Raw genomic sequence first — 25,357 nt, 5'->3', positions numbered from 1 at the left:
CAGGGGGCGGTTTCAAGGCAACGCGGCCTCAAACCGCGATTGCAGTGCAGAAATAGTTATGCCGGAAATTTAGACAGGGTTGCTGTTTTGCTCAAAAAACAACCTGTCTGCCGCATTGGCATACATTTTATTCGCCCAAGATTTGAGCAATCGGAGTGCGGCGAAAGTTGGATTGCAGCAAAATTATCTAGCCTGACCAATAGGTTGGCATGTGCTCAGCCCATGGCATGGTTCTTGCGATTCTGTTAATCGCAGGCGGCCGTGGGGCCGTTTCGCAGCGTCTTTTTCACGTCTGCGTTAGGGAGATGATACATCCATGCTTAACAAATCCACTCACGATATAGCGGCGTCATTTAGCCGCCGTGGCGTTCTCGCCGCGACCGCCGGACTGATGATGGGTCTGGCTTCATTGACCGGCGCCAAGGCCGCGGACGACACCATCAAGGTCGGCGTCCTTCATTCTCTCTCCGGCACCATGGCCATCAGCGAAACCACGCTAAAGGACACCATCCTCTTCCTCATCGACGAGCAGAACAAGAAGGGTGGCGTCAACGGCAAGAAGCTCGAAGCCGTCGTGGTCGACCCTGCCTCGAACTGGCCGCTGTTCGCCGAAAAGGCGCGCGAGCTGATCACCAAGGACAAGGTCGCGGTCGTGTTCGGCTGCTGGACCTCGGTGTCGCGCAAGTCCGTGCTCCCGGTCTTCAAGGAGCTGAACAGCATCCTGTTCTACCCCGTGCAGTATGAGGGCGAGGAGAGCGAGCGCAACGTGTTCTACACGGGTGCTGCGCCGAACCAGCAGGCGATCCCCGCCGTCGACTATCTGATGAAGGACGAGAAGGTGAAGCGCTGGGTGCTCGCGGGCACCGACTACGTCTATCCGCGCACCACCAACAAGATCCTGGAGGCCTACCTGAAGTCGAAGGGTGTCGCCCAGGAAGACATCATGATCAACTACACGCCGTTCGGTCACTCCGACTGGCAGACGATCGTGGCCGACATCAAGAAGTTCGGCTCGGCCGGCAAGAAGACCGCGGTGGTTTCGACCATCAACGGCGACGCCAACGTTCCCTTCTACAAGGAGCTCGGCAACCAGGGCATCAAGGCCAAGGACATCCCGGTGGTCGCGTTCTCGGTGGGTGAGGAAGAGCTCGCCGGCATCGACACCAAGCCGCTGCTCGGTCATCTCGCCGCCTGGAACTACTTCCAGTCGATCAAGTCGCCCGAGAACGAGAAGTTCATCAAGGCCTGGCAGACCTACACCAAGAACCCGAAGCGCGTGACCAACGATCCGATGGAAGCCCACGTCATCGGTTTCGACATGTGGGTCAAGGCGGTCGAGAAGGTGAAGTCGACCGATCCGGACAAGGTGATCGACGCGCTGCCCGGCATCGAAGCCAAGAACCTGACCGGCGGCACCTCCAAGATGCTTCCGAACCATCACATCACCAAGCCGGTGTTCATTGGCGAAATCAAAGCCAACGGCCAGTTCGACGTGGTGTGGAAGACCCCGGGTCTTGTCGCAGGCGACGCCTGGTCGAAGGAGCTCGATGGCTCCAAGGACCTGGTCGGCGACTGGGTCGGCAAGAAGTGCGGCAACTTCAACACCAAGACCAACAAGTGCCTCGGCTCGGGCTCCTGATCCCGATCTGTCGGTTCATTGCACGACGGGAGGAGGCGGCTATTCCGCCGCCTTCTCCCCACTTCTGCCGGGGTGATTCAAAGTGCCAACCAATTTGTCCGCTCGTCTCTGTACCTTTGTCCTCTCGTTGTTCCTGATCGCGTTCGCACTGCCGGCCTTTGCCGGTCCGTTCGAGGATGCGGTCGCCAAATTCGCCAATGACGATTTCTCCGACACCGATGAGGCGATCGGCGTCGTCGCGAGCAGCGGCAACAAGCTGGCTTTCCCCATCATCAGCGCGCTCCAGGACGGTCGCCTCATGGCCGACCCTGATAGCAAGAAGGTTTACGTCACCGGTGCCGACGGCAAGTCGATCGATGCTGCGACCGGCGAGCCCGTCGCCAGCGTTCCCGACAGCGCCAGCGCGGTGCGCCTCAACAACCGCCTGCGCCGCAGCGTCGACGCTGCGATCGGCAGCCTGACGCTCCAGTCGCCGGATGTCGGAACGCGCCTCCAGGCGGCGCAATCCGTCTTCAAGTCGCACGAGGAGACTGCGCTCGAGCCGGTCGATGCCGCGCTCGCCAAGGAAACCAGCAAATCGGTCAAGGCCGCACTCGGCGATGCCCGCGCCGCGATCCTGCTGTTCAAGTCCGATGCCACCGAGGTCGAGAAGCTCGAGGCGGTCGCGACCCTCAAGGCGCGCGGCGACCAGGAGGCGATGGCGTTGCTGACAGGCATGGGCGATCAGCCGGCCTCGGTGACCAAGGCCGCTGCGAGCGCAATCAGCTCGATCCAGGGCTCGCTCGCGGTCTGGTCCACGGTGCAGAATGCCTGGTACGGCCTCTCGCTCGGCTCGGTGCTGCTGCTCGCCGCGATCGGGCTCGCCATCACCTTCGGTGTGATGGGCGTCATCAACATGGCGCATGGCGAGATGGTGATGATCGGCGCCTACACCACCTTCGTGGTGCAGGAGGTGATCCGCACCCGCTATCCCGGCCTGTTCGACTATTCCTTGCTGATCGCCGTGCCGCTCGCCTTCCTCGTTGCCGGCGGCATCGGCGTGCTGATCGAGCGAAGCATCATCCGTTTCCTCTATGGCCGTCCGCTGGAGACGCTGCTGGCGACCTGGGGCCTGTCGCTGGTGCTCCAGCAGGCGGTCCGCACCATGTTCGGCCCGACCAACCGCGAGGTCGGAAATCCCTCCTGGATGAGCGGCGCGTTCGAGCTCGGCCAGATCACCATCACCTATAACCGGCTCTGGATCCTCGTCTTCACGCTCGCGGTGTTCGCGATTTTGCTGGCGATGCTTCGCTATACCGCGCTTGGCCTCGAGATGCGCGCGGTGACGCAGAACCGCCGCATGGCGGCCTCGATGGGCATCGCCACCTCGCGCGTCGACGCGCTGACCTTCGGTCTCGGCTCCGGTATTGCCGGCATCGCGGGCGTGGCGCTGTCGCAGATCGACAATGTCAGCCCCAATCTCGGTCAGAGCTACATCATCGACAGCTTCATGGTCGTGGTGTTCGGCGGCGTCGGCAATCTCTGGGGCACGCTGGTCGGCGCCTTCACGCTCGGCATCGCCAACAAATTCCTGGAGCCGGTCGCCGGCGCCGTGCTCGGCAAGATCGCCATCCTCGTTCTCATCATCCTGTTCATYCAAAAGCGGCCGCGCGGCCTGTTCGCGCTCAAGGGCCGTGCGGTGGAAGCATGACCCCCCACATGCTGACCAGGTCGCTGGACCGCGGCGCGACGATCTTTCTCGCCATCGTCGCGGCCTGCGGCATCCTCATCCCGCTCTCCAACCTGCTGCTGCCCGCGGGCTCGGTCCTGCAGGTGCCGACCTATCTGGTCGCGCTCTGGGGCAAATATGTCTGCTACGCGATCCTCGCGCTCTCGATCGACCTGATCTGGGGCTATTGCGGCATCCTCTCGCTCGGCCACGGCGCCTTCTTCGCGCTCGGCGGCTACGCGATGGGCATGTACCTGATGCGGCAGATCGGCACCCGCGGCGTCTACGGCAACCCGATCCTGCCCGACTTCATGGTGTTCCTGAACTACTCGAAGCTGCCCTGGTACTGGTACGGCTTCGACATGCTCTGGTTCGCAGCACTGATGGTGCTGGTCGTGCCCGGCCTGCTTGCCTTCTGCTTCGGCTGGCTCGCCTTCCGCTCCCGCGTCACCGGCGTGTACCTGTCGATCATCACGCAGGCGATGACCTATGCGCTGCTGCTCGCCTTCTTCCGCAATGATTTCGGCTTCGGCGGCAACAACGGCCTGACCGACTTCAAGGACATCCTCGGCTTCAACGTGCAGGCCGAGGGCACCCGTGCCGCGCTGTTTGCGCTGAGCTGCCTGGCGCTGATCCTGAGCTTCCTGATCTGCCGCTCCGTCGTGTCCTCCAAGCTCGGCAAGGTTCTGATCGCAATCCGCGACGCGGAATCGCGCAGCCGGTTCCTCGGTTACCGCGTCGAATCCTACAAGCTGTTCGTGTTCACGTTGTCGGCCTGCATGGCCGGCGTTGCCGGTGCGCTCTATGTGCCCCAGGTCGGCATCATCAACCCGAGCGAGTTCGCACCCGGCAATTCGATCGAGGCGGTGATCTGGGTCGCGGTCGGCGGCCGCGGTACGCTGATCGGCGCGGCACTCGGCGCCGTCGTCGTCAACTATGCAAAAACGTTCTTCACCTCGGGCATGCTCGCGCCCTACTGGCTGTTCATGCTGGGCGCGCTGTTCATCCTGGTGACGCTGCTGCTGCCGAAGGGCATCGTCGGCACCTTCAATGCCTGGTGGGAGTCGTCCAAAGAAAAACGCACCGCGGCGACCAGCGCGAGCGCCGCGGCCGAAGATGGCGTCACCGAACCCAAGATGGCGGAGTAGGCGCAATGAACGTGATGGACACCCGCGCGACCTCCGCGATGCTCTATCTCGACGGCGTGCACGTCTCGTTCGACGGCTTCCACGCCATCAACAATCTGTCGCTGACGCTCGCGCCCGGCGAGATGCGCGCCATCATCGGCCCGAACGGCGCCGGCAAGACCACGATGATGGACATCATCACCGGCAAGACCAAGCCCGACGAGGGCACGGTGCTGTTCGACGGCGTCACCGATTTGACGCGTCTGGACGAGACCCGCATCGCCGAGCTCGGCATCGGCCGCAAATTCCAGAAGCCGACCGTGTTCGAGAGCCAGACCGTGCAGGACAATCTCCTGCTCGCGCTCAATGTCGACCACAGCGTCAAGGGCACGCTGTTCTGGCGCGGCAGCAGGGCGGAATCGGAGCGCATCGACAAGGTGCTGGAGACGATCCGCCTCACCGACGCCCGCAACCGGCTCGCCGGCAGCCTCAGCCACGGTCAGAAGCAGTGGCTCGAGATCGGCATGCTGCTGGCGCAGGATCCGAAGCTGCTGCTCGTCGACGAGCCCGTCGCGGGCATGACCGACGTCGAGACGCATCTCACCGCCGAGCTGCTGAAAGAGATCAACAAGACCCACACCGTGATGGTCGTCGAGCACGACATGACGTTCGTGCGCGAGCTCGGCGTCAAGGTCACCTGCCTGCATGAAGGCACCGTGCTTGCGGAAGGAACCATCGACCAGGTCTCGTCCAACGAGCGGGTCATCGAAGTCTATCTGGGGCGCTGAGCGATGCTTGAGGTCAAGGACATCAACCTGTTCTACGGCGCGGCGCAGGCGCTGCGCGGCGTCTCCATCGCCGCAGAGCCCGGCAAGGTCACCTGCGTGCTCGGGCGCAACGGCGTCGGCAAGACCTCGCTGTTGCGCGCCATGGTCGGCCAGTATCCGATCTCCTCCGGCGCGATCGTGCTCGACGGCAGCGACATCACCGGGCTCAAGCCCTACGAGCGAGCGCGCAAGGGCATCGGCTTCGTGCCGCAGGGCCGCGAGATATTTCCTCTTCTGACGGTCGAGGAGAACCTCAAGACCGGCTTCGGTCCGCTCAAGCGCGAGGACAAGCACATCCCGGACGACGTGTTCTCGCTGTTCCCGGTCCTGCAATCCATGCTCGGCCGGCGCGGCGGCGACCTCTCCGGCGGCCAGCAGCAGCAGCTCGCGATCGGGCGTGCGCTGGTGATGCGGCCAAAGCTGCTCCTGCTCGACGAGCCGACCGAGGGCATCCAACCGTCGATCATCAAGGACATCGGTCGCGCCATCTCGTATCTGCGTAACCTCGGCAACATCGCCATCGTGCTGGTCGAACAATATCTCGACTTTGCCTGCGAACTCGGCGACAGTTTCGCCGTGATGGATCGCGGCGCGGTGAAGTTCTCCTGCGACCGATCCAATCTCGATCCGGCCGAAATCAGCCGCCAGATGGCGCTGTAATCCGAAAATTTTTGCCGCGGCCGGCTGGGGAGACGGATGCGCAGCGACGCTTTAACGACATCTTCGGTTTTCGAGGCGAACCGCGCCCGCGGCGCGGTGCGCTTCGACGTCCATGCCCGCGATGGCGTGACGCGGCGTGGCGTCTTGCATGAGTCCGGCTCCCTGCGCGTGCGCTTTCCCTCGCCGGAGGGCGAGGGGCTCTCCGGCGTGTTCGTCAACACGGCTGGTGGCGTTGCCGGCGGAGACAGTTTTGACATCGAGATCGCGGCAGGCCAGGGCTCGCGCCTGACATTGACCACGGCGGCGGCCGAGAAGGTCTATCGCGCGCCAGGGGCGGCGGCGCAGCTCAATATCGCCTTGAAGGTCGCCGCAGGCGCGCATCTCGGCTGGTTGCCCCAGGAGACGATCTTGTTTGATCGCGCCCGGGTCCATCGTCGTTTCGATATCGAGCTCGACGAGGCCGCCTCGCTTCTGCTTTGCGAGATCGTCGTGTTCGGCCGCACCGCCATGGGCGAGCGGATGGAGCAGGGCGAGTTCGTTGATCGCTGGCGGCTGCGTCGTGGGGGCAAGCTGGTGTTCGCCGAAACTGTCAGGCTCGACGGCAATATCGGTGCAAAACTTGGGCGATCGGCGGTGGCCAAGGGCGGTGCCGCGATCGGTACGGCGCTGATCGTTCCCGGCGACGAGCCGCTGATCGAGCGTATTCGCGAGGCCTCGGAGTCATTCGCCGGCGAGGTTGGAATCTCCGCCTGGAATGGCTTTGCAATGGCGCGGTTCTGTGCCCAAGATGCCGCGCGCTTGCGCGCCGACATGATGGCGGTGCTGGCGCGGACCGGCGCGGCGCTGCCGCGGCTGTGGCTGAGTTGATGGCTGCTGAATTGATGCATTGAACGGAAGAGATGCTGCATGAACCTGTCTCCCCGCGAAAAGGACAAGCTTCTGATCTCGATGGCGGCCATCGTCGCCCGCCGCCGGCTGGATCGCGGCGTCAAGCTCAACCATCCCGAGGCGATCGCGATCATCTCCGACTTCATCCTCGAAGGCGCGCGCGACGGCCGCACCGTCGCTGAGCTGATGCAGTCCGGCGCGCAGGTCCTCACCCGCGACCAGGTGATGCCGGGCATTCCCGAGATGATCCACGACATCCAGGTCGAGGCGACCTTTCCGGACGGCACCAAGCTCGTCACCGTGCACGAGCCGATCAGGTAGGAGCGAGAGCATGATCCCCGGCGAACTCTTCATCCAGGACGGCGAGATCGAGCTCAATGCCGGCCGCAAGACCGTGACGCTGACGGTCGCCAACACCGGCGACCGCCCGATCCAGGTCGGCTCGCACTACCATTTCTTCGAGACCAACCCGGCGCTGAAGTTCGACCGCAAGAAAGCCCGCGGCATGCGCCTCGACATCGCCGCCGGCACCGCCGTCCGCTTCGAGCCCGGCCAGACCCGCGACGTCCAGCTCGTCGCCGTGGCGGGGAAGAAAACGATCTACGGTTTCCGTGGCGACGTGATGGGGAAGCTGTGAGGCATGCTGCCCGCCGTCCGCCTCATCTCGGAAGCTGCTGAGCTTGCCGCGCGCCGGCATAACGGGATGGCGCGCAAGGGGCGGGGGAACGAGCCATACATCAATCATCTCGCCGAGGTCGCGAACCTGCTTGCGGTAGCGACAGATGGCGCCGATGCCGAGCTTGTGGCGGCCGGGTGGTTGCATGATGCGATCGAGGACACCGAGACGACGCGCGAGGAACTTGCGCGGAAATTCTCGGACCGCGTCGCCTCCCTCGTCGTTGAATGTACGGACGACATGAGCCTGCCCAAACCAGAGCGGCGACGCCGGCAGATCGTCGATGCACCGAAGAAGACGGCCGGCGCCAAACTGATCAAGATCGCCGACAAGATTAGCAATATCGGCGCGCGCATTCATTCCGACCCGTCCGCCGAAGAGCGCGACGATCTCGCCGACTACACGGGCTGGGCTGAGCAGGTCGTCGCCGGATGCCGTGGCGGCAATTCGTGGCTCGATGCAAAATTCGACGATGCCGTAAGCGCAGCGAGGGCTTCGCTGTGAACAACCAAAAATTCAAACGCAAACGGGGCTTATGATGTCCGTCAAAATAAAGCGTTCCGTCTATGCCGACATGTTCGGCCCGACCACCGGCGACAAGGTCCGGTTGGCCGACACCGATCTCATCATCGAGGTCGAGAAGGATTTCACCACCTACGGCGAGGAGGTGAAGTTCGGCGGCGGCAAGGTGATCCGCGACGGCATGGGGCAGTCGCAGGTCACCAACAAGCAGGGCGCGGCCGACACCGTCATCACTAATGCGCTGATCGTCGACCACTGGGGCATCGTGAAGGCCGACGTTGCGATCAAGGACGGCATGATTTCGGCGATCGGCAAGGCCGGCAATCCCGACATCCAGCCGGGCGTCACCATCATCGTCGGCCCCGGCACCGACGTGATCGCGGGCGAAGGAAAAATCCTCACCGCCGGCGGCTTCGACAGCCACATCCATTTCATCTGTCCGCAGCAGATCGAGCACGCGCTGATGTCTGGCGTCACCTCGATGCTCGGCGGCGGCACCGGTCCCTCGCACGGCACGTTCGCCACCACCTGCACGCCGGGACCGTGGCACATGGGGCGGATGATCCAGTCGTTCGACGCCTTCCCGGTCAATCTCGGCATCTCCGGCAAGGGTAACGCGTCGCGGCCCGCCGCCCTGGTCGAGATGATCAAGGGCGGCGCCTGCGCGCTGAAGCTGCACGAGGACTGGGGCACCACGCCGGCTGCGATCGACAACTGCCTGTCGGTGGCCGACGATTACGACGTCCAGGTCATGCTGCATTCCGACACGCTGAACGAATCCGGCTTCGTCGAGGATACGATCAAGGCCTTCAAGGGCCGTACCATCCACGCCTTCCACACCGAGGGCGCCGGCGGCGGTCACGCCCCCGACATCATCAAGGTCGCGGGGCTGAAGAATGTGCTGCCGTCCTCGACCAACCCGACGCGGCCCTTCACCCGCAACACCATCGACGAGCATCTGGACATGCTGATGGTGTGCCACCATCTCGATCCCTCGATCGCGGAAGACCTCGCGTTTGCGGAGAGCCGCATCCGCAAGGAAACCATCGCCGCCGAAGACATTCTGCACGATCTCGGCGCGCTCTCGATGATGTCCTCGGACTCGCAGGCCATGGGCCGCCTCGGCGAGGTCATCATCCGGACATGGCAGACTGCGGACAAGATGAAGAAGCAGCGCGGGTCGCTCGCCGAGGACAAAGGCAAGGACAACGACAATTTCCGCGTCAAGCGCTACATCGCCAAATACACGATCAATCCCGCGATCGCGCACGGCGTGTCGAAACTGATCGGATCGGTCGAGAAGGGCAAGCTCGCCGATCTCGTGCTGTGGTCGCCGGCCTTCTTCGGCGTCAAGCCGGACTGTATTATCAAGGGCGGCTCGATCGTCGCCGCCCCCATGGGCGATCCCAACGCCTCGATCCCGACGCCCCAGCCGGTGCACTATCAGCCGATGTTCGGTGCCTTCGGCAAGGCGCGCACCGCGTCGTCCGTGGTGTTCACCTCGAAGGCGGCGGTCACCGGCGGCCTCGCGCGAAAGCTCGGCATCGACAAGAAGCTCTATGCGGTGCAGAACACCCGCGGAAAAATCTCGAAGAAGAGCATGATCCACAACGACGCCACGCCCAATATCGAGGTCGATCCCGAGACCTACGAGGTGCGCGCCGACGGCGAACTGCTCACCTGCGCGCCCGCCGAGGTGCTGCCGATGGCGCAGCGATATTTCATGTACTGAAATAGCGCCTGGACGCATGCCCCCGGCGCAGGCCCGGGGGGTGGCTTTTCCGGTTTTGCGTTCGACCCCGCCTGGTCTAAGGTCCCGCCCGGTATCTTACCTCAGAAGAAAAGCCGGGAGGATTTCTCGTGATTTACGTCGTTGCCACCTTGACCATCAAGCCCGAGACGCGCGCCGAATTCATTGCGGCCGCCACCGCCTGTATTAAGGAGACGCGGAGGGAGCCCGGCAACATCGCCTATGATTTGCACGAGAGCGTCACCGATCCCGCCAAGATGGTGTTCGTCGAGCAGTGGGAGAGCGCCGAGGCGCTGGTGCCGCATCGTGCCATGGAGCACATGAAGACGTTCGGCCGCGTCGCGGTGAAGTGTTTTACGGCGCCGCCGAAGATTGAAGTGATCACGCCCGAGAAGGTCGAGACACGGTAACGGGGTAAAAGCATGATCCGGGCGACGCAGGTTAAGGGACAGCACGGCTTCACGGAGACGCCGGCGGATACGGTGGTGCTCGATTTCGACGACCGGCACCGCCGCCGCATGGCGATGACGGGGACGCGGGGCCTCGAATTCCTGCTCGACCTGGAGAATGCCGTCGCACTGCGCGGCGGTGATGCGTTGGTCCTGGAGGACGGCAGGCTGGTCGAAGTGGTCGCGGCGCCCGAGCCGCTGCTGGAGATCCGCGGCCGCGATCCGCACCACCTCATTCGCGTCGGCTGGCATCTCGGCAATCGTCATTTGCCGACGCAGATCATGGCCAAGAGCCTGCGCATCCGCCGCGACCATGTCATCGAGGCCATGGTGAAAGGCCTCGGTGCGCGCGTGATCGAGATCGAGGCGCCGTTCGATCCCGAAGGCGGCGCTTACGCCGATGCCGGCCATGCACATGGCCACGACGACCATGCGCATCATGATCACGGCCATCACCACCACGATCATGGCCACGATCATCACGGCCACGAGCATCATGATCATGCCGCGCATGACCGTGGCCACGACCATCACCACGACGAGCATTGCGACCACCCCGACCACCACCACGGCCACAAGCATGCTCATGACCACAAATGAGCCGGTGAGTGCCGGTGACCTCGCCGAGCGCGAGGCGGCGGCGCTGTACCGGCTGATGACGTGGCTGTCGCCGGCCTTTCCGGTCGGCGGCTTCTCCTATTCCAGCGGCATCGAATGGGCGGTCGAGGCGGGCGACATCACCGACACCGCGACCCTGGCCGACTGGCTCGACGCCATGCTGGGTGACGGCTCCGGCTTTTGCGATGCGACGTTCCTGGTCCACGCCTATCGCGCCACTGAGTTGGGCGAAGACACCACCTTGAACGATATCGCCGAGCTCGCCGCCGCCTTCGTGCCGTCGCGCGAGCGGCAGCTCGAGACGACCTCGCAGGGCCGCGCCTTCATCGACATCTCCCGCGCCGCGTGGGATGCCGACGGGCTGGATGCCATGGTGGCGGCATGTCGCACGGCACTGATCTATCCTGTCGCCGTCGGCGTGGTCGCCGCGGTGCACGGCGTGCCGCTGGCGCCGACGCTGCACGCCTTCCTGCATGCGCTGGTCTCGAACTGGATTTCGGCGGCGAGCCGCCTCATTCCGCTCGGCCAGACCGACAGCCAGCGGGTGCTGGTGAAGCTGGAAGCCGCCGTTGCCGCGACCGCCAATCGTGCGTTGAATGCGACCTTGGACGACCTCGGCAGCGCGACCTTCCGCGCCGATCTCGCCAGCCTGCGGCACGAGACGCAATATACGCGGCTGTTTCGCTCGTGAGCGGTGCGGCCTTTAATCCATCAAGAGAGAGCGAGTGACATGTCGAAATCTCACGGCCCCTTGCGCGTCGGAATAGGCGGCCCGGTCGGATCGGGCAAGACCGCGCTGATGGACCTGCTCTGCAAGACCATGCGCGAGCGCTATGACATCGCGGCGATCACCAACGACATCTACACCAAATGGGATGCGGAATTCCTCGTGCGCTCGGGCTCGCTGACGCCGGACCGCATCGCCGGCGTCGAGACCGGCGGCTGCCCGCACACCGCGATCCGCGAGGACGCTTCGATGAACCTTGCCGCGGTCGCCGACATGCGTGCAAAATTCCCCGGGCTCGACCTCGTGCTGATCGAGTCCGGCGGCGACAATCTGGCTGCCACTTTTTCCCCGGAGCTCGCGGACCTCACCATCTACGTCATCGACGTGGCGGCCGGCGACAAGATCCCGTCCAAGGGCGGCCCCGGCATCACCCGCTCCGACCTCCTGGTCATCAACAAGATCGACCTCGCGCCCCATGTCGGCGCCTCCCTGGAGAAGATGGAGACGGACGCCAGGCGCATGCGCGGGGCGCGCCCCTTCGTCATGACCAACCTGAAAAAGAGCGAGGGGCTCGACCAGATCGTCGGCTTCATCGAGGCCAAAGGCGGCCTGAAACGGGCAAGCTGACGGCGCGACGACGTGGCGCAGGCGTTTTCGGCCGTTAACGTCTAGGGCAAAAGCCGCATCCGCGGAACAAATTTCGGACACGGCGATTAACTACCTCCGGTGCCCGGAGCAAAGCCTTCATGGCCAGACCATCGGCCGGGCGAATTAAGCTTTTCAGGCGACCGAAGTTGCGTACTGATGCCTCCTCCTTCATTATCTCCGTTACTGGGGTCCACTCTGTTTCGGCACATGGCCGTTCGAGCGGCGTTGATATGCTCCGTGTTTATTGCCGACCTGCTGTTTTCGCCTGAGTAGTCGAAGTGGTCCGGCTGGGTTTTATCATCGGTTTCATCGCCCTGCTCGGAGCCCTGCTCTCCGGGCTCGCGGCCTATCGCGTCCACGACCAGGAGCTGGCACTGGACCGGATCGCGCTGGCGCGCGCGATCGACGTCCACGCGAGCCTGGTCCAGGACCGGCTGACCGAGCGCGAGCTGCTTGCGCGTGTCGCCTCAGGCTTGTTCCGTGCGCCGTCGGTCATCAAGCCGAACATGCTGGAGCCGCTGCGCTCGGCCATCTACGCCTTCAAGACCGATTTCGTGGTCGCCGGGTGGGTCGCCCGGCTGAAGCCGAACGAGCTTCTGCCGGCGGAGGACGCGATCGCGAGCGCCGGCTTCCCCAATCCGCAGATTCGCACGTATGACGACAAGCCGATCGATCTTGCGAAGGTCACCCAGCCGATCGACGTGCTGATGGACCTCGAGCCGCGCAGCAACGAGACCAAGGCGCTGCCCGGCCGCAGCTACGAGCAGGATCAGGTGCGCAGCGCCATGCTGACGCGTGCGCGTGTCGAGAAGAGGTCGGTCGCCTCGGACCCGGTTCAGTTGCTGCGGGGCGGCGGGCCCATCGGCATCATCGTGGCCRCGCCCGTCATTCCCGAGGGCGCGACCGAGCCGGCCGGCTTCGTCACATTTTCCTACGAGCTCGCCTCCCTGATGCTGACCAATGACGACATGTCGTTGTTCTCGGTCGCGCTGAAGGATCCGCGCAGGGAGGGTGGCGAGCTCGTCGCCAACGACCAGGGCGTGGTCTCGTCACGCATGACGGCAGCGGACGGGCCGGCGCCGTCGGCGACGCGCACGGTGAGCTTTGGCGGGCGCGACTGGCATCTCGGCTACTACGCCAAGACCAATTCGGCGCGGCGCGCCGAGCAGACGGCAATCATCGTGGCGGCGATCGGTTTTGCCATCACCGCGATGGTGTGCGGCCTGTTCGGCTATGTCGCCTACAACAATCTGCGGCTCAGCCGGGAAATCCAGGTGCGGATCGGCTTCGAGCGCCGGCTGACCGCCGTCATCGACGAGCTCAACCACCGGGTCAAGAACATCCTGGCGGTGATCCAGTCGATCGTGACGCGCACGCTGCGTCACGGTTCGGACATCGACGTTGCGCGTGAACTGCTGATCGGCCGCATCCACGCCATGTCCAACGTGGTCTCGCTGCTCAGCGAGAGCCAGTGGCAGGGCGTCAAGCTGAAGGGCCTGTTCGAGGCGCGCGCCATCCCGCATGCCGACCGCATCGCCGTCACCGGCCCCGACATCGCGGTCAGCGCGCGCGCCGCGCAGAGCCTGTCGCTCCTGTTCTTCGAGCTCGCCTCGCACTCCGACGAGGGTCTGTCGCTGGTCGGAAAGCATCCGCACATCACCGCGAATTGGACGGTGACGGGCGAGGGGACCGACGAGGTCTTCCATTTCCGCTGGGAGGAGTTCAACACCAGCGAGGCGACGCGCCGCCCGGATTCCGATTTCGGTCTGATCCTGCTCGACCGTGTCGCGCCCGAAGCGCTCGGCGGCACCGCCAAGCGCTACTTCACCGACGCCTCCTACGTCTATGAATTGACGGCGCCGATGGAGACGGTGGTCGACATGTCCGAGCGCGACCGCACGGACAAGATCTCGGCACCGGTCAGGCCGGTGCGATAGAGATCGCGCTTCAGATTGTTGTTTTGAGCATGATCTTTTCGGAAAACCGCTTCGCACTTTTCCGGATCATGCTCTAACCCTTCGGCCGCAGCACCAGGTCGACCAGATTGCGCGCGTAGGCCGGCGTGATCGGTGCGATGCCGAAGACATAGCGGTAGAACAGGCTGCCATAGATCGCGTCGTAGAGATCCTCGGGCGCTGCCTCCGCCAGGATGCTGCCATCCGTCTGGCCCGCGGCGATCATCTCGACCAGTGCGTCGCGGCGGAATTGCAGGTAGCGGGCATAGAACAGCTCCGCCGAGCCGGTCTTGGAAATGCATTCGGAGACGACGGCGAGCTGCACCTTGCCGAACTCGCCCTGGAGCGCCTCGGCATAGGCCGCGGCATGGCGGCGTGCGCGCGCCGCGGGGCTGCCGGAGCTCGCAGGCGGCAGCGGCAGCATCTGCGCGGCATGATGAAGGAAGGCGTCGATCAGCAGCGCTTCCCGCGACGGCCACCATTTGTAGATCGTCATCTTGGAGACGCTGGAGTGGCGTGCGACGGCGTCGATGGAGGTGGCGGCAAGGCCGGTGGCGGCCATCAGCGCATAGGCGCTTTCGAGAATGGCGTTGGTGGTCTCGATCGATCGCGGCCGGCCGCGCCGGGGCGCGCTGTCAGCCTCATCACCCCCGCCCTTTGCCATCGCCACGCCCGGTCCCATCACGCAGAGGCTCCCCGCATAGCGCAGCCACAGGTCTCGGCCTAGCAGAATCGCACGATTATTTGGCTAGAGCGTTTTCGAGCGAAGTGGATACCGGTCCGCGTGAAGAAAACACGTCAAGACAGGAATCTGGAGCTCCGTTCCGATTAAATCGGAACGGAGCTCTAGGCCTGCTGCCGCAGGGCGGCCGGAAGGTCCTGCCGCCTCGACCACGAGATGTAATAGGCCACTGCTGTCATGGCCGCGAAGCCAACGAGGCTTACCGCGATCTGCATCACCACGAGGTTCGGTCCGGTGATCAGGATGAGATGGCCGGCGAAGGACAGGAACACGGCAACGCAGAACACCGCGAGCCATTCCTCGCCGCATGTGATCACCGCCTGAAGCGGCCGCAACTTCAGGCCGGGGTGGTCGGCCGGAATGAGATGGGTCGCGAGGAAGGCGAGCGCGAGGAAATGGATCACGCGATAGGGCGCGAGGTTTTCCTTGTCGGTCGGCGCGATGCTGCTGACGACGAAGTCCGGCAAATAGACGGCCAGCGCGGGCGAATGCCGCATCAAGGTGACGGCCATCGCGAAGATGAGATAGGCACCCGCGAGGATCCGCAGCCAGGACATGCCGTGCAACGCGCGTCCGGAGGCGCCTGTTACGGCGAACCAGCCGCCCAGGACCATCAGCATCTGCCAGCACAGCGGATTGAAGGTCCAGTCCTGGTCCGGATAGACCCGGAAATTCCAGTCGAACCAGCGCGCCGCAACGTATAGCGCGACCGATGCCGCCAGCGTCAGGTTCGGCCGCCGCAACAAACCCCATAGCGCAAACGGAAAGAACGCCATCAGCGGGATCATCAGTTGCAGGAGGTCGAGGTTCAGCGGCTCTTCCTGGAGCACGAGGCCGCGGACCAGGATGCGCAGCGGATGATCGAGAATGCCCGAGATGTTGTATTCGTGGATGATCTCCGGCGCCATCGATTGCGAGGCGACATAGGCGATGGTGTCGATGTAGATCACGAAGAGCACGACATAGGCAGCGTAGAGCCGCCAGACGCGGCGGAAGATGCGCGTCGCCGCGACGACGTAGCCGCGCTCCAGCGCCATCCTGCCGTGAATGATCGCGACGCCATAACCCACCACGAACACGAACAGGTCCGCGGCGCCGCTGAAGCCGAAATTTCGCAGCGTCAGGAGATTGACGACGTTGTTCGGGATGTGGTCGACGAACACCGACCAGTTGGCAATGCCGAGCGTCAAATACAATCTGGCATCGTGATGGAATGCGGCGAGGTTCGCCTTGACGGACGGTTTCATCGCGAAAAATGACTTTTGGAATCAGGGCCGCTGCTTTTAGCGGCAACCGCCCGCCTATCCGAGTAGCGTTTGCGTGAGGGGGGCCGGAATTGTCCAATCTGGCGCAAAATTGCGCATGATCGCCGGATGGAATTCCCGCAAGCTCGCCCGTTCTGCCGACGACGAAATTATCTTAGCGCTTCGACCGCTATTCGGCCGGTTCAGCCGAGGCTTCGTCGGATGCGCCGGCGCGGCTCGCCATGATTCCGAGGGCGACGCCGCCGATCGCCAGGATCGGCAGCAGCCGCTTGATTCCGATGGCGCGAACGATCTGGAGGCCCGTCGCGAGCAGCATGGGGTCGGCGAGCATGCTCGAAGCGGCCGACTTCGCGGCGCGCTCGGCGGCGATCCGGGCGCGCTTCCGCATCTCCCGCTTGTAGCCCCAATAGCTCCCCGCCGCGGCAAGCGTCAGCAGGAAGAAGATGCCGGCGCCGGCGAGGCAGGCCTGCACCGGTCCATAGGTCTGAAGGACCGAGATGAAGGCGGCCGCGCAGAGAAAGCCCGTGGTGATGAAAAGCGCGAGTGCCGCGCCCGCGGCGAGCGATGTCAGGCGAACGGTCGTGCCCGTCGATGCGCTGATGCCGTCGATGATGCGCTGTAACATGGCCTTGCTCCTCAGATCCCCGCAAGCCGGCAGCGACGGCGCGACAGCGCCGACGTAACGTCAAGGTCCTGCGCCCACGCTATCGGCGCCAGGCGACGCCGATCAGGAAGCCTATGCCGAGCGCGAGTCCGACGGTCGCGAGCGGCCGCTGCGTGATGGCATCTTCCAGCGTTTCCTCGATCGAGCCGTAGGCGTCTTGCGCAGCTTCCATCATGGCGCTGCCGCGATCCGACATGTCGTCGACCGCGGAATCCACGCTCTCGCGGGCCTGGCGATAGCCGCGGCGGGCCTGCTTGCTGGTGGAATTGGCAAAGGTGTTGAGCGCGTCGGTGATCTGATCGGTGAGGGCGGCGATATCGCTTTTCACGGCTGCTACATCCTTCTCGAGGCGTTCTCTGGTGGCTTTGTCGGTCCAGTCTCTCATCCCGGTTTCGCCATTGGTTGACATCAGGAGCTCCAAAGCTGTTGGCGGCTGAGATAGCCGGAAAACGTTTCGTGCCCGGGTAAGTTCCGTTCGGGAAACCGGTCATGCCTGCGGCAGCTGCGGCGAATTCTCCGGCAGCAGATGCTCCTTCAGGATCAGCCCGACGATCAGGAGCGGCGACGACAGGAATGCGCCCATCGGCCCCCACAGCCAGGTCCAGAAGGCCAGCGCGATGAAGACGGCAAGCGCGTTCAGGGAAAGCCTGCGCCCGATGATGGTCGGCGTGACGAAGTGTCCTTCCAGGAAGGTGATGCCGCCGAAGGCGAGCCCCGCCATCAGTCCGCCGCCGATGGTCGGGAAGGCGACGAGCCCCACCACGACCAGGATGACGAACATCGCGACCGGTCCGATGATCGGGATGAAGTTGAGCGCCGCCGCAAGCGCGCCGAGCCCGGCCGGATTGGGCATGCCGGTGACGGCGCAGATGAGACCGGTTGCGATACCCACGCCGACATTGATCAGCGTCACCGTCAAAAGATAGTTGCCGAGATGGACCTCGATCTCGTTGAGGATCCGCAGCGTGCGCAGCCGCGAATCGCGATCGCCGAAATTCATGATCAGCGCCCGCCGCAGGTCGCGCCAGCTCGCGATGAACAGGATCAGCGTGGCGAAGAACAGCAGGAATTCGGCGAAGGTCGGCGACAGGAATTCCAGCGTCGGTTGCACCCATTCGGTTTTCGGCAGCGGAAGGCTAGGCAGCCCCTCCGAGCCGCCCACCATCGTCTGCAATTCCTTCCACAGCGCCAGCGGCCGGTCGAAGACGTGCATCTTCTCCTTCAACTGCGCGCCCAATTCCGGCAGGCGCGAGCTCCACTCCATCGCTGGCACGGCAATCAGCGCGACGACGAAGGCGACCACCGTCGTCACCGCGATCACGATCAGCACGGCGCCGAAGGCGCGCGGCACATGCCGCCGCTCGAGAAAGCTCGCGGCCGGCGACAACATGGTGCCGGCGACGACCGCCATCACGACCGGGAGGAAGAATGCCCTGGCGACGTAGAGCACGGCGACCACGGCAATCAGGAACAGACCGGCGAGCGCAAAGGCGACGAACTCGGTGCGGCGGATCACCGGCGGCAGCTCGACATGGCTGTCGGGAAGCGGGGCGCCCTCGTTATTGCCGGAAATCAGACGTTCAGTGGGAAGGACGCGCACAATATCTCCTCCCGCACGGAAGCCTCCGCGCGCCCATTGTTGGCAGTAGAACGTCCGGGCGGACGTTCCGGTTCCATCGCGGTTTCGTGAAGTTTTGCTCGCTTGACTGTGACCTCGCCGCCGCAGCGAGCGGTGGAACTTGAGTCGGTCCAGCTGCGTTTGTTGGGAGCCGCATCACCTGATGCACATCCAATGGGGCAGCACATGACAAGGTTCTCTCCAGTCCGTCGCCGCTTCTCGCTGCGCGCCACCACCGCCATTGCCTTCGCGACAGCATTGCTGACCGTGCCCTTCGCGGCACAGGCCCAGACGCTCGGCTACGCGCCGATGCAGCCGCAGGGATATCCGCAGGACCCGAGCTATTCGCGGGGTTATGTCAACGCGGCGCCGCAGGCCGCCGACGAGGATGCCGCGCTGCCCGACCGGCTGCGCAAGCAGATCGTCAGCTTCGACCGGAACGAGCCGGCCGGGACCATCGTCATCGATACCGGCAACACTTACCTCTATTACGTGCTCGGCAATGGCCGCGCGATCCGTTACGGCGTCGGCGTCGGCCGACAAGGTTTCACCTGGGCCGGCGTGCAGAGCGTCAGTCGCAAGGCCGAGTGGCCGGACTGGCATCCGCCGGCCGAGATGATCGCGCGTCAGCCTTATCTGCCGCGCTTCGTCGCCGGCGGTCCCGGCAATCCGCTCGGCGCTCGCGCGATGTATCTCGGCTCGAGCGAATACCGCATCCATGGCACGAACGATCCCACCACGATCGGCAAGTTCGTGTCCTCCGGTTGCATTCGCATGACCAACGAGGACGTCACGGACCTGTTCAGCCGCGTCAATGTCGGCGCCAAGGTGGTGGTGCTGCCGAAGAACGCGCCGCTGATGGCCAAGGGATACGACAAGGGCGGCGACCCCGTACGCAAGCGCCCGCCGGTGACGACGCTGCCTTCGGGACGGCAGGCGCTGAACATCACGACGTCGGCAGTGAACTGAGAGTTGAGCGAGGTCATATGAAGAGACGTTCGATCGGCAAACTGGCCGGTGGCGCGGCGGCGTGCTTCGCCGTCGCCTCGCTCGGCCTCGCGTTGACGCCGTCGGCGCATGCGGAAGACTTCTTCTCGGCGCTGTTCGGCGGCTTCCGCGCGCGCTCCGCGCCGGAGATCCGCATGCCGTTCCCGACCGATGACATGCCGCGCTACGACACGCCGCGCCAGCGGGCCTCTTATGGCGGCAGCATCGCCTATTGCGTGCGCGGTTGCGATGGCCGCTACTTCCCGGCGCAAGGAAACGACGCCGAAAGCAAGGCGAAATCCTGCAAGAGCTTCTGCCCGACGTCCGAAACCTCGCTGGTCTATGGCAGCAACATCGACGACGCCACGACGGACAAGGGAAAATCCTATTCCGACCTGCCGAATGCGTTCCGCTTCCGCAACGAGATCGTCGCGGGCTGCACGTGCAACGGCAAGGATCCGGTCGGCCTCGCCCAGGTTAAGGTCGAGGACGATCCGACCTTGCGCAAGGGCGACATCGTCGCGGGCAGCGATGGCCTGGTGGTCGCCAACCGCAACGCCAACGACCGCCGCGGCATCGCGATGAATTTTTCGCCGCTGCCGGAGTCGGTGCGCGCCAGATTCCGCCAGGTTCCGGTGGTCGCGAAGGAGTAGGGGCGGTGCGGCCTCAAGTGGGTTGCGGCGCTAGCGCCTCGATCTCCACTGTCGTCCCGGACAAGCGGAGCGCAGATCCGGGATCCATAACCACAGGAAGCGGTTTGACGAAGGCACGTGGTTAGCAGCTCGCGCGACAACTTCTCCCTGTGGTTATGGGTCCCGGCGTTCGCCGGGACGACACTGAAGGTGTAGCGGCAGCTTTCTATCCAATCCGCAAGTCCTACGCCGCGCGGATCTTCCCAAGGAAGTCGCTGACCTGCTGGCCGAGCTGGCGGCTCTGGGTCTCCAGCGTTTCCGAGGCCTGCTTGACGTTGTCCGCCGCACCGGCGGCAGCATCGGCGTCGGTCTTCACGCCGGTGATGTTGTCCGAGACGTTCCTGGTGCCCTGCGCCGCAAATTGCGTGCTGCGCGTGATCTCCTGGGTCGCCGCGCCCTGCTCCTGCACGGCGGCGGCGATCGCGGTGGCGACCTCGTTCACTTCGCCGATGATGCCGCCGATGGTCTGGATCGCGTTGATGGCGTCGCTCGCCACCCGCTGGATGTCGGCGATCTGCCCGGAGATTTCCTCGGTGGCTTTTGCGGTCTGGCTGGCCAGCGATTTCACCTCGGAGGCGACGACCGCGAAGCCGCGCCCGGCTTCGCCCGCACGCGCGGCCTCGATCGTGGCGTTGAGCGCGAGCAGATTGGTCTGCGCCGCGATGGTGTTGATCAGGCCGACGACCTCGCCGATGCGTCCTGCGGACTGCGCCAGCCCTTGCACCGTGCCGTCGGTCTCGCGGGCCTGGTTGACGGCGCGGCTGGCAATGCCCGCGGCGTGCGCCGCCTGCTGGCTGATGTCGTTGATCGAGGCAGACAGCTCCTCGGCCGCGGCGGCGACGCTGTCGACGCTCATGGAGGCGTCGTTGGAGGCCTTGCCGGCGACCTGGACGCGGTCGTTGGTCTGGCGCGACACCGCGGAGAGGTCGCCCGAGGTCTTGCGCATCTCGCCGGACGCTTCGCTCAGTTCGCCGAGCGTCTTGCGCACCGCGCCCTCGAACTCGCCGACATAAGTCTCGACGGCGCGCTGGCGCGCGGCCGCGCCGACATTGCGCTCGCGCTCCTGCGCCTCGATCTTGAGCTTCTCGCTCGCCTGCTGCTTGAAGGTTTCCAGCGCGCCGGCAAGCGCGCCGATCTCGTCCTGGCGGTCGAGATAGCCGCTGTCGACGGCAAGGTCGCCACCGGCGACCTTGAGCATGGCGTCGCGGATGGTGTTGAGGGGATGGATGACGCGGCGGCTGACCAGCATGACCGCGCCGACGGCGAGGCCAATGGCGAGCGCCAGGAGTGCAAGCTGCACGATCAGCGCGCGCTGCGCGGTACTGCGCTGCTCCTGCGTGTAGCTCCGGGCGGCGTCGAGTGCGGCTTCGGCCACCGCGACCGCACTGGCCATACGGCCGACCGTGAGCGGGCTCCACTGGTTGGCCGTCAGCTCCGCCTTCTCACCCTTGACCAGGGTGTCCGCGAGACGGTCGCGCAAGGTGAGATATTGCGGCTCGAAATAGGCGGTCTTGGCCGCGGTCATGGCGGATGCGAGCGCGGGCGGCAATTGCATGCCCGAGGTCGACAATTCCAGCGCTTTCCACATCGCGGCGGTACCGCCGACGAATTGGGTATAGTTGTAGCGGCCCTCCGGCGTGATCTTGCCGGCCGCAAGCCCGGTCGAGACGATCAGTGAGGCCTCGCCCGCGGTGTTGCGCAGCAGCCAGGCGCTCTGTTTGATCGACAGCAGCTGGTCGATCACGGCATCCTGGTGGTTGACGGTGGCGGCGAGGACGCCCGAGAGCTTGTCGAGCACGTCGAGCAGCCCCTGCGTCGTCTCCATGTATTCCTTGGTCAGGACCGCGCGGCGCTGATCCTTGGGCTTGGCCACGTCCTCCCAGAACTGCTTCTGCTCTTCGATCAGCAGTTTGTTGAGGCGCGCGAGTTCCGGAATCAGCGAGCCCGATTGCGGGAAGTCGATGCTCGGCAGCAGCTCGAGCGCGCGGGCCATCGCCGGCATCTGCGCATCGCGCAGCGCACGCAGATATCTCTCGATCTCGGAGTCCATCGGCTCGGTCGCGTTCAGCAGCCGCGACGTGGTCGAGCGGTCGGTGCGCAGATTGTGCATCGCCTTGAACAGATCGGCGGAGGCGTCGGCGATCTGCGAGATGCGGTTGGCGGTCTTGAGGCGGTCCCAGGAGGCGTAGGCGGTGAGCGAGAGCGCAATCACCACACAGACCGAGGTGATGGCGATCACCGCCTTCAGCAGCGCGGACACGGTCAGACGATTCAGCATCGAAGCCCCCCAAAATTCCCATTGCAAAGTTCGTCGAGACGCCCCGGCAACATCAAAACGGAGGGGCAGGCAGATCGGCAATCGCATGCCGTTTGCGGCGCATCACCCAAACGGTTTCTGCATCTGAAACGAAAAGGGTAAAGTTTTAGGCAGGCCGGCTGATCGTAGAAGTACGTATTTACTAGAAGTTGCAGTGGGTTGCCGTGATGGAACCTGCGCGGGAGATAGGCGTTAGAACACCGTAGCAATTTGCCTGAAGGGGGGTCCTTGCGATGCTGGTCGGCGTACTCGTCACCTTTCTCGTCGTCATTCTCGTGCTCTATCTCATCAACATGCTGCCCATGGACGGTCGCGCCAAGCAGATCGCGCGCGTGGTCGTCATCATCATCGGCGTGGTGTCGCTGCTGAAATATCTGACGGTGTTCTAGCGGGGGTGGGACGCGTAGCCCGGATGGAGCGCAGCGAAATCCGGGGGCCTGCCCCAAGCAACGCCGGTCCCGGATTGCGCTTCGCTCCATCCGGGCTACGGCCCGAAAACAAAAAAGCCCCGGCGCGAGCCGGGGCTTTTCGTGTTTGAATAATCGGGCTTTAGCCCGCAGCCTTGGCCTCGCGGCGGCGGGCGGTGAGGATGTACTCGGTGTAGCCGTTCGGCTGCTCGCGCCCCTTGAAGATGAGGTCGCAGGCGGCCCTGAAGGCGACCCCGTCGAAGGCGGGCGCCATCGGCTTGTAGATCGTGTCGCCGGCGTTCTGCTTATCGACCACGACGGCCATACGCTTGAGCGATTCCATCACCTGCGCCTCGGTGATGACACCCTGGTGCAGCCAGTTGGCGAGATGCTGGCTCGAGATGCGCAAGGTGGCGCGGTCTTCCATCAGGCCGACATCGTGGATATCAGGCACCTTGGAGCAGCCGACGCCCTGGTCGATCCAGCGTACGACATAGCCGAGGATGCCCTGGCAGTTGTTGTCGATCTCCTGCTTGACGTCGTCGGGCGCCCAGTTCGACTTCGACACCGGAATGGTGAGGATGTCGGACAGCTTCGCGCGCGGACCGCCCTTGGTCAGCTCCTGCTGACGCGCGGTGACGTTGACCTGGTGATAGTGCAGGGCGTGCAGCGTCGCCGCGGTCGGCGAGGGCACCCAGGCGGTGGTGGCGCCGGCCTGCGGATGCGCGAGCTTCTGCTGCAGCATGTCCGCCATCTTGTCGGGCGCGGCCCACATGCCCTTGCCGATCTGGGCGTGGCCGGGCAGGCCGTCGATCAGGCCCATGTCGACGTTCCAGTCCTCATAGGCCTTGATCCAGGCCTGCGCCTTCATCTCGTTCTTGCGGATCATCGGGCCCGCTTCCATCGAGGTGTGGATCTCGTCGCCGGTGCGGTCGAGGAAGCCGGTGTTGATGAACATGATGCGCTTGGAGGCGCGCTGGATGCAGGCCTTGAGGTTGACGGTGGTGCGCCGCTCCTCGTCCATGATGCCGACCTTGAGCGTGTTCTCGGGCAGCGACAGCATCTTCTCGACGCGGTCAAAGATCTCGCAGGTCAGCGACACCTCGTCTGGGCCGTGCATCTTCGGCTTGACGATATAGGCAGATCCGGTGCGGCTGTTCTTGACCTTGGAGTTGCCCTTGAGGTCGTGGATCGCAAGCAGGCCGGAGACGGCGGCGTCGAGCAGGCCTTCCGGAATTTCCTCGTCCTTGTCGTCCAGCACCGCGTCGGTGAACATGTGGTGACCGCAATTGCGCATCAGCAGCAGGCTGCGGCCATGCAGCTTCACTTCGCCCTTGCCGTCCGGCGTCTTGTAGCTGCGGTCGGCATTGAGCGAACGGGTCAGCGTCTTGCCGCCCTTCTCGAAATCGGCCGAGAGCGTGCCGTTCATCAGGCCAAGCGTGTTGCGATAGACCAGCACCTTGTCCTCGGCATCGACCGCGGCGACCGAGTCTTCCATGTCGAGGATGGTCGAGACCGCGGACTCCATGATCATATCGGCGACGCCGGCGGGATCGTCCTTGCCGATCACGCTGCTGCGGTCGATCTTGACCTCGACGTGCAAGCCGTTGTTGGCGAGCAGCACGGCGCTCGGCGCGGCCGCATCACCCTGGAAGCCGGCAAATTGCGCAGCGTTCTTCAGTGCGGTCGCATTACCGCTCTTCAGCTTCACCGCGAGCTGGCCCGCCACGACGCTGTAGGCGGTGACGTCGGTGTGGCTGCCGGTCGCGAGCGGCACGGCGGCATCGAGGAACGCCTTGGCCTTCGCGATCACCTTGTCGCCGCGCGCCTTGTTGTAACCCTTGCCGCTCTCGGCAGCGTCATGCGGGATCGCGTCGGTGCCGTAGAAGGCGTCGTAGAGCGAGCCCCAGCGCGCATTCGCAGCGTTCAGCGCGTAGCGCGCATTGGTGAGCGGGACGACGAGCTGCGGGCCGCAGATCTTGCCGATTTCCTCATCGACATTGGCGGTCTCGACCTTCTGCGTCGCCGGCTCCGGGACGAGATAGCCGATCTCCGTCAGGAAGGCGGTATAGGCGTCGAGGTCGAACGCCTTGCCCTTGTTGGCGCGGTGCCAGTCGTCGATCTTGGCCTGCAGCGTGTCGCGCACCGCCAGCAGCGCGCGGTTCTTCGGCCCCAGCTCCTTGATGATGGCGGCGACCCCGGTCCAGAACGCATCCGGCGCGATCCCCGTTTTCGGGGCCGCTTCCTTGGCGATGAAGTCAAACAGGACGGGAGCGATCTTCAATCCGTGGGCGTCGACGCGTTTCATGATGGGCTTTCTTGTTGGAAATGGCTGTTTTTTTGGCTGCTTTTGACCCGACAGCAGCAAAATGCGCCCATAAGGGGCGGCTTTCAGGGCCTATTAGCCCCAAAATCGGGGCCGTGAGAAGGCCTCCAAAAGTTGTCAAAATGTCATGGCGAGGTGTGGGAGG

Annotated in this window: 25 protein-coding genes; 18 read left to right on the top strand and 7 right to left on the bottom strand. The window is 64.4% G+C overall.

Features of this window, described 5'->3' with window-relative positions; all coding sequences use genetic code 11:
- Positions 1 to 316: 316 nt before the first annotated feature.
- The 15 genes from urtA to AC1DW2_RS19790 all read left to right on the top strand — a co-directional run bounded on the left by urtA (position 317) and on the right by AC1DW2_RS19790 (position 14,176).
- Complete coding sequence (gene urtA / locus AC1DW2_RS19860) at positions 317 to 1,639, top strand: urea ABC transporter substrate-binding protein (RefSeq protein WP_063980975.1); 1,323 nt, start codon at positions 317 to 319, stop codon at positions 1,637 to 1,639.
- An 82-nt stretch (positions 1,640 to 1,721) separates the two neighbouring features.
- Positions 1,722 to 3,329 (top strand): urea ABC transporter permease subunit UrtB, encoded by a 1,608-nt coding sequence (gene urtB / locus AC1DW2_RS19855; protein WP_477007002.1) that lies wholly within the window; start codon positions 1,722 to 1,724, stop codon positions 3,327 to 3,329.
- Complete coding sequence (gene urtC / locus AC1DW2_RS19850) at positions 3,326 to 4,495, top strand: urea ABC transporter permease subunit UrtC (RefSeq protein ID WP_477007001.1); 1,170 nt, start codon at positions 3,326 to 3,328, stop codon at positions 4,493 to 4,495. Before urtB ends, urtC begins: the two co-directional genes overlap by 4 nt.
- Before the next feature lie 5 nt (positions 4,496 to 4,500).
- A complete protein-coding gene (urtD, locus tag AC1DW2_RS19845; protein ID WP_014498216.1) occupies positions 4,501 to 5,262 on the top strand; it encodes an urea ABC transporter ATP-binding protein UrtD in 762 nt (253 codons plus the stop codon).
- A 3-nt stretch (positions 5,263 to 5,265) separates the two neighbouring features.
- Positions 5,266 to 5,961, top strand: coding sequence for an urea ABC transporter ATP-binding subunit UrtE (urtE, locus tag AC1DW2_RS19840; RefSeq protein ID WP_008131878.1), 696 nt, complete (start codon positions 5,266 to 5,268; stop codon positions 5,959 to 5,961).
- Between the two features lie 36 nt (positions 5,962 to 5,997).
- On the top strand, positions 5,998 to 6,828 hold the full coding sequence (locus AC1DW2_RS19835; protein WP_477007000.1) for an urease accessory protein UreD: 831 nt from the start codon (positions 5,998 to 6,000) through the stop codon (positions 6,826 to 6,828).
- 39 nt (positions 6,829 to 6,867) lie between these two features.
- On the top strand, positions 6,868 to 7,170 hold the full coding sequence (locus AC1DW2_RS19830; RefSeq protein WP_007605424.1) for an urease subunit gamma: 303 nt from the start codon (positions 6,868 to 6,870) through the stop codon (positions 7,168 to 7,170).
- Positions 7,171 to 7,180: 10 nt separating this feature from the next.
- Positions 7,181 to 7,486 (top strand): urease subunit beta, encoded by a 306-nt coding sequence (locus AC1DW2_RS19825; protein ID WP_007599812.1) that lies wholly within the window; start codon positions 7,181 to 7,183, stop codon positions 7,484 to 7,486.
- A 3-nt stretch (positions 7,487 to 7,489) separates the two neighbouring features.
- Positions 7,490 to 8,029: an HD domain-containing protein gene (locus tag AC1DW2_RS19820; protein ID WP_477006999.1), complete on the top strand. Its 540-nt coding sequence runs from the start codon at positions 7,490 to 7,492 to the stop codon at positions 8,027 to 8,029.
- 34 nt (positions 8,030 to 8,063) lie between these two features.
- On the top strand, positions 8,064 to 9,779 hold the full coding sequence (gene ureC / locus AC1DW2_RS19815; RefSeq protein ID WP_247302221.1) for an urease subunit alpha: 1,716 nt from the start codon (positions 8,064 to 8,066) through the stop codon (positions 9,777 to 9,779).
- A 128-nt stretch (positions 9,780 to 9,907) separates the two neighbouring features.
- Positions 9,908 to 10,207: a putative quinol monooxygenase gene (locus tag AC1DW2_RS19810; protein ID WP_477006998.1), complete on the top strand. Its 300-nt coding sequence runs from the start codon at positions 9,908 to 9,910 to the stop codon at positions 10,205 to 10,207.
- A 12-nt stretch (positions 10,208 to 10,219) separates the two neighbouring features.
- Positions 10,220 to 10,846 carry an urease accessory protein UreE gene (locus AC1DW2_RS19805; protein ID WP_477006997.1) on the top strand — a complete coding sequence of 209 codons (627 nt, stop codon included), beginning with the start codon at positions 10,220 to 10,222 and terminating at the stop codon, positions 10,844 to 10,846.
- Positions 10,827 to 11,555, top strand: a complete 729-nt coding sequence (locus AC1DW2_RS19800) for an urease accessory protein UreF (RefSeq protein WP_071916689.1) — start codon at positions 10,827 to 10,829, stop codon at positions 11,553 to 11,555. The genes AC1DW2_RS19805 and AC1DW2_RS19800 overlap by 20 nt, the downstream gene beginning before the upstream one ends.
- Positions 11,556 to 11,594: 39 nt before the next feature.
- Positions 11,595 to 12,218 carry an urease accessory protein UreG gene (gene ureG, locus AC1DW2_RS19795; protein WP_014498207.1) on the top strand — a complete coding sequence of 208 codons (624 nt, stop codon included), beginning with the start codon at positions 11,595 to 11,597 and terminating at the stop codon, positions 12,216 to 12,218.
- A 299-nt stretch (positions 12,219 to 12,517) separates the two neighbouring features.
- Positions 12,518 to 14,176: a CHASE domain-containing protein gene (locus tag AC1DW2_RS19790; RefSeq protein WP_477006996.1), complete on the top strand. Its 1,659-nt coding sequence runs from the start codon at positions 12,518 to 12,520 to the stop codon at positions 14,174 to 14,176.
- A gap of 73 nt (positions 14,177 to 14,249) precedes the next feature.
- On the opposite strand, the gene AC1DW2_RS19785 is transcribed toward AC1DW2_RS19790, so the two are convergent.
- The 5 genes from AC1DW2_RS19785 to AC1DW2_RS19765 form a co-directional block, all read right to left on the bottom strand.
- Positions 14,250 to 14,876, bottom strand: coding sequence for a TetR/AcrR family transcriptional regulator (locus AC1DW2_RS19785; protein ID WP_477007036.1), 627 nt, complete (start codon positions 14,874 to 14,876; stop codon positions 14,250 to 14,252).
- A gap of 164 nt (positions 14,877 to 15,040) precedes the next feature.
- On the bottom strand, positions 15,041 to 16,183 hold the full coding sequence (locus AC1DW2_RS19780) for an OpgC domain-containing protein (protein WP_477006995.1): 1,143 nt from the start codon (positions 16,181 to 16,183) through the stop codon (positions 15,041 to 15,043).
- A gap of 187 nt (positions 16,184 to 16,370) precedes the next feature.
- The gene (locus tag AC1DW2_RS19775; RefSeq protein WP_247302228.1) at positions 16,371 to 16,826 is read right to left on the bottom strand and encodes a hypothetical protein; all 456 of its coding nucleotides are present in this window, start codon (positions 16,824 to 16,826) and stop codon (positions 16,371 to 16,373) included.
- Positions 16,827 to 16,905: 79 nt separating this feature from the next.
- Positions 16,906 to 17,277 carry an ElaB/YgaM/YqjD family protein gene (locus tag AC1DW2_RS19770; protein WP_028148389.1) on the bottom strand — a complete coding sequence of 124 codons (372 nt, stop codon included), beginning with the start codon at positions 17,275 to 17,277 and terminating at the stop codon, positions 16,906 to 16,908.
- Between the two features lie 75 nt (positions 17,278 to 17,352).
- Positions 17,353 to 18,465, bottom strand: coding sequence for an AI-2E family transporter (locus AC1DW2_RS19765; protein WP_063980985.1), 1,113 nt, complete (start codon positions 18,463 to 18,465; stop codon positions 17,353 to 17,355).
- A 204-nt stretch (positions 18,466 to 18,669) separates the two neighbouring features.
- Here AC1DW2_RS19765 and AC1DW2_RS19760 point away from each other — a divergent pair, with 204 nt between their 5' ends.
- Positions 18,670 to 19,452 carry a L,D-transpeptidase gene (locus tag AC1DW2_RS19760; RefSeq protein WP_063986079.1) on the top strand — a complete coding sequence of 261 codons (783 nt, stop codon included), beginning with the start codon at positions 18,670 to 18,672 and terminating at the stop codon, positions 19,450 to 19,452.
- A gap of 17 nt (positions 19,453 to 19,469) precedes the next feature.
- On the top strand, positions 19,470 to 20,123 hold the full coding sequence (locus AC1DW2_RS19755) for a DUF2865 domain-containing protein (RefSeq protein ID WP_477006994.1): 654 nt from the start codon (positions 19,470 to 19,472) through the stop codon (positions 20,121 to 20,123).
- A 223-nt stretch (positions 20,124 to 20,346) separates the two neighbouring features.
- Here the strand turns inward: AC1DW2_RS19755 and AC1DW2_RS19750 are convergent, their stop codons facing one another.
- Positions 20,347 to 22,440, bottom strand: a complete 2,094-nt coding sequence (locus AC1DW2_RS19750) for a methyl-accepting chemotaxis protein (protein WP_477006993.1) — start codon at positions 22,438 to 22,440, stop codon at positions 20,347 to 20,349.
- Between the two features lie 272 nt (positions 22,441 to 22,712).
- Here AC1DW2_RS19750 and AC1DW2_RS19745 point away from each other — a divergent pair, with 272 nt between their 5' ends.
- Positions 22,713 to 22,868: a Thivi_2564 family membrane protein gene (locus AC1DW2_RS19745; protein WP_011084288.1), complete on the top strand. Its 156-nt coding sequence runs from the start codon at positions 22,713 to 22,715 to the stop codon at positions 22,866 to 22,868.
- A 160-nt stretch (positions 22,869 to 23,028) separates the two neighbouring features.
- Here the strand turns inward: AC1DW2_RS19745 and AC1DW2_RS19740 are convergent, their stop codons facing one another.
- Entirely contained in the window at positions 23,029 to 25,194 is a 2,166-nt protein-coding gene (locus AC1DW2_RS19740) for a malate synthase G (RefSeq protein ID WP_477006992.1), read from the bottom strand.
- Positions 25,195 to 25,357: the final 163 nt, after the last annotated feature.

Source organism: Bradyrhizobium sp. P3_C3, from assembly GCF_056402655.1.
This window is presented reverse-complemented; position numbering and strand designations above follow the sequence as displayed.

Bases quoted from the DNA above. Each gene is read 5' to 3' on its own strand.
- urtA (WP_063980975.1), top strand. From the start codon at position 317: ATGCTTAACAAATCCACTCACGATATAGCGGCGTCATTTAGCCGCCGT.
- urtC (WP_477007001.1), top strand. From the start codon at position 3,326: ATGACCCCCCACATGCTGACCAGGTCGCTGGACCGCGGCGCGACGATC.
- urtD (WP_014498216.1), top strand. From the start codon at position 4,501: ATGAACGTGATGGACACCCGCGCGACCTCCGCGATGCTCTATCTCGAC.
- urtE (WP_008131878.1), top strand. From the start codon at position 5,266: ATGCTTGAGGTCAAGGACATCAACCTGTTCTACGGCGCGGCGCAGGCG.
- AC1DW2_RS19835 (WP_477007000.1), top strand. From the start codon at position 5,998: ATGCGCAGCGACGCTTTAACGACATCTTCGGTTTTCGAGGCGAACCGC.
- AC1DW2_RS19830 (WP_007605424.1), top strand. From the start codon at position 6,868: ATGAACCTGTCTCCCCGCGAAAAGGACAAGCTTCTGATCTCGATGGCG.
- AC1DW2_RS19825 (WP_007599812.1), top strand. From the start codon at position 7,181: ATGATCCCCGGCGAACTCTTCATCCAGGACGGCGAGATCGAGCTCAAT.
- AC1DW2_RS19820 (WP_477006999.1), top strand. From the start codon at position 7,490: ATGCTGCCCGCCGTCCGCCTCATCTCGGAAGCTGCTGAGCTTGCCGCG.
- ureC (WP_247302221.1), top strand. From the start codon at position 8,064: ATGTCCGTCAAAATAAAGCGTTCCGTCTATGCCGACATGTTCGGCCCG.
- AC1DW2_RS19805 (WP_477006997.1), top strand. From the start codon at position 10,220: ATGATCCGGGCGACGCAGGTTAAGGGACAGCACGGCTTCACGGAGACG.
- AC1DW2_RS19800 (WP_071916689.1), top strand. From the start codon at position 10,827: ATGCTCATGACCACAAATGAGCCGGTGAGTGCCGGTGACCTCGCCGAG.
- ureG (WP_014498207.1), top strand. From the start codon at position 11,595: ATGTCGAAATCTCACGGCCCCTTGCGCGTCGGAATAGGCGGCCCGGTC.
- AC1DW2_RS19785 (WP_477007036.1), bottom strand. From the start codon at position 14,876: ATGGGACCGGGCGTGGCGATGGCAAAGGGCGGGGGTGATGAGGCTGAC.
- AC1DW2_RS19780 (WP_477006995.1), bottom strand. From the start codon at position 16,183: ATGAAACCGTCCGTCAAGGCGAACCTCGCCGCATTCCATCACGATGCC.
- AC1DW2_RS19775 (WP_247302228.1), bottom strand. From the start codon at position 16,826: ATGTTACAGCGCATCATCGACGGCATCAGCGCATCGACGGGCACGACC.
- AC1DW2_RS19760 (WP_063986079.1), top strand. From the start codon at position 18,670: ATGACAAGGTTCTCTCCAGTCCGTCGCCGCTTCTCGCTGCGCGCCACC.
- AC1DW2_RS19755 (WP_477006994.1), top strand. From the start codon at position 19,470: ATGAAGAGACGTTCGATCGGCAAACTGGCCGGTGGCGCGGCGGCGTGC.
- AC1DW2_RS19750 (WP_477006993.1), bottom strand. From the start codon at position 22,440: ATGCTGAATCGTCTGACCGTGTCCGCGCTGCTGAAGGCGGTGATCGCC.
- AC1DW2_RS19745 (WP_011084288.1), top strand. From the start codon at position 22,713: ATGCTGGTCGGCGTACTCGTCACCTTTCTCGTCGTCATTCTCGTGCTC.
- AC1DW2_RS19740 (WP_477006992.1), bottom strand. From the start codon at position 25,194: ATGAAACGCGTCGACGCCCACGGATTGAAGATCGCTCCCGTCCTGTTT.